This is a genomic window from Actinomycetospora sp., assembly GCF_055612215.1.
Genome location: NZ_JBVPVA010000311.1, coordinates 1 through 2,125, shown reverse-complemented (window position 1 = coordinate 2,125; position 2,125 = coordinate 1). Strand labels below are relative to the sequence as shown.

The window sequence follows — 2,125 nt, the reverse complement described above, 5'->3', positions numbered from 1 at the left end:
TCGGGTTGCCCGGGGTGCAGGCGTCGCCGAGGACGTGGTTGGTGATGCGGTCCACGTCGGCGTCGTTGCCCGTGATGGTCTTCTCGTTCTCGTAGAACTTCGTCGGGCCCTGGCCGAGACGGTTCTTCGAGTAGGAGTCCTGGGTGACGTCGGTGAACTTCTCGGGGATGCCCACGTCGCGCAGCAGCCGGATGGACGCGGCGAGCGCGGCCTCCGCGGCCTGGACGTCGGTCATGCCCGTGGTGTCCACGCCCACGGCGCCGGCGATCTTCGCGAACTGCTTGTAGGCCACGGGCATGTTGAACGCCCACACGCGGGGGAGCGCGATGGCGTTGTTCAGCCCGTGGTGGGTGTCGTAGAACGCCGACACCGCGTGCGAGATCGAGTGGATGATGCCGAGGCCGCCGGAGTTGAACGCCTGAGCGGCGATGTACTGGGCGTACATCATGCCCTCGCGGCCGGGCAGGTCCTGCCCGTTCCACACGGCCTCGCGCAGGTGGCGGTTGGTGAGCTCGATCGCGTGGAGCGCGTTGCCCAGCGACGGCTCGAACTTCAGCCGCGAGACGTAGGGCTCGGAGGCGTGCGCGAGCACGTCGAAGCCGCACTGCGCGGTGAAGTCGACCGGGCAGTCGTAGTAGAGCACCGGGTCGTCGATGGCCAGCGAGGTGACCGAGTTGTCGTCGAAGGCGACGTACTTGTGGGGGTTGTTCGGGTCGGTCGTGGTGTCGGTGATGACGTACGCCCACGACGTCTCCGAGCCCGTGCCCGCCGTCGTCGAGACCGCGATGTGCGGGGGGTTCTTCGGGTTCTCGGACTGGTTGAAGCCCTCGAACTCGTTGACGTTGCGGCCGTCGTGCGCCACGGAGATCCGGGCGCCCTTGCAGGCGTCGTGCGAGGAGCCGCCGCCGATGGAGACGAAGCTGTCACAGGAGTTCTCCTGGTACATCTTCACCGAGTCCATGACGTTGTAGTCCTTGGGGTTCGACTCGACCTGGTCGTAGATGACCGTCTCGATGCCGTGCCACTTCATGGACTCACTGATCTTGTGCACGATGTCGGTGCCGCGCAGGCCCGACGTCATGATCAGGGTCTTCTTGAAGCCCATCTTCAGGGCCTCGGGGCCGATCAGCTCGTGCGAGCCGGGCCCGAGCAGTGCCCGCGGGAAGGGGTGGAACTCCTTGATCGGGAACGGCTTGAGCAGCTCGTCGACCTGCATCTGGATCCTCTCGTCGTCGGGCGGACCTGCTGTCACAGCTGGTCTGGCGTCCGCCGCGGACGGTATGGGTGCCGTGCGTCACCCGCGAGGGCCCACACGTGATCCCGTTCACGGAGCGGGGAGATCACCCCGACGTTCGGAGGGTTTCCGATGCTGCCCTTCGTGCGGATTCCGCGGGTGTACGGCAGGTGCCACAAACGTGCGACAGTGACGTCGAGGTTCGCGCCGCCGTCCGGGGGAACTCGTCGCCCGTGGACGCCACCGATCTCAGCGGGCGCACCGCCGTCGTCACCGGGGCGAGCCGAGGGTTGGGCCGGGAGATCGCGGGGCGCCTGGCCGGTGCCGGGGCCCGGGTCGTGGCCGTCGCCCGGGATGGCGACGGCCTCCGCGAGCCGGTCGGGGTCGCGGGCGACGGCCACCACCCGTGCACCCGCACCGGCCAGGCGTCCCGCGATCTCCCGGCCGAGCCCGCGGCTCGCCCCGGTGACGACGGCGGTGCGCCCGGCGAGATCGGGCGTGTCCACGGGCGTCGAGTTCCCCCGGGCGGCCGCGTGAACCTCTCCGCCATGTCGCAAGTGAGTCGCAACTGCGTTCTCGACGCGGAAACGGCACGAAGGGCAGCATCGGAAACCCTCCGAACGTCGGGGTGATCTCCCCGCTCCGTGGTCGGGATCACGTGCGGGCCCTCGCGGGTGACGCACGGCACCCATACCGTCCGCGGCGGACGCCAGACCAGCTGTGGACAGCCGGTCCGCCCGACGACGAGAGGATCGAGATGCAGGTCGACGAGCTGCTCAAGCCGTTCCCGATCAAGGAGTTCCACCCCTTCCCGCGGGCACTGCTCGGGCCCGGCTCGCACGAGCTGATCGGCCCCGAGGCCCTCAAGATGGGCTTCAAGAAGACGCTCAT

General features: G+C 68.7%; 3 protein-coding genes and 1 pseudogene. 2 read left to right on the top strand and 2 right to left on the bottom strand.

The window, feature by feature from the left end; genetic code table 11:
* Positions 1 to 1,216: NDMA-dependent methanol dehydrogenase (gene mdo, locus AC0CYZ_RS08945; RefSeq protein WP_472214394.1), on the bottom strand; the 1,216-nt coding region annotated here is incomplete at its 3' end.
* Between the two features lie 32 nt (positions 1,217 to 1,248).
* Entirely contained in the window at positions 1,249 to 1,659 is a 411-nt protein-coding gene (locus tag AC0CYZ_RS08940; protein ID WP_472214398.1) for a hypothetical protein, read from the bottom strand.
* Here AC0CYZ_RS08940 and AC0CYZ_RS08935 point away from each other — a divergent pair.
* Together AC0CYZ_RS08935 and AC0CYZ_RS08930 are read left to right on the top strand one after the other, a co-directional pair.
* Positions 1,549 to 1,866 (top strand): hypothetical protein, encoded by a 318-nt coding sequence (locus AC0CYZ_RS08935; RefSeq protein WP_472214396.1) that lies wholly within the window; start codon positions 1,549 to 1,551, stop codon positions 1,864 to 1,866. The two genes, AC0CYZ_RS08940 and AC0CYZ_RS08935, sit on opposite strands and share 111 nt — an antisense overlap.
* Before the next feature lie 125 nt (positions 1,867 to 1,991).
* A pseudogene (locus AC0CYZ_RS08930) lies at positions 1,992 to 2,125 on the top strand (NDMA-dependent methanol dehydrogenase); the annotation flags it as partial.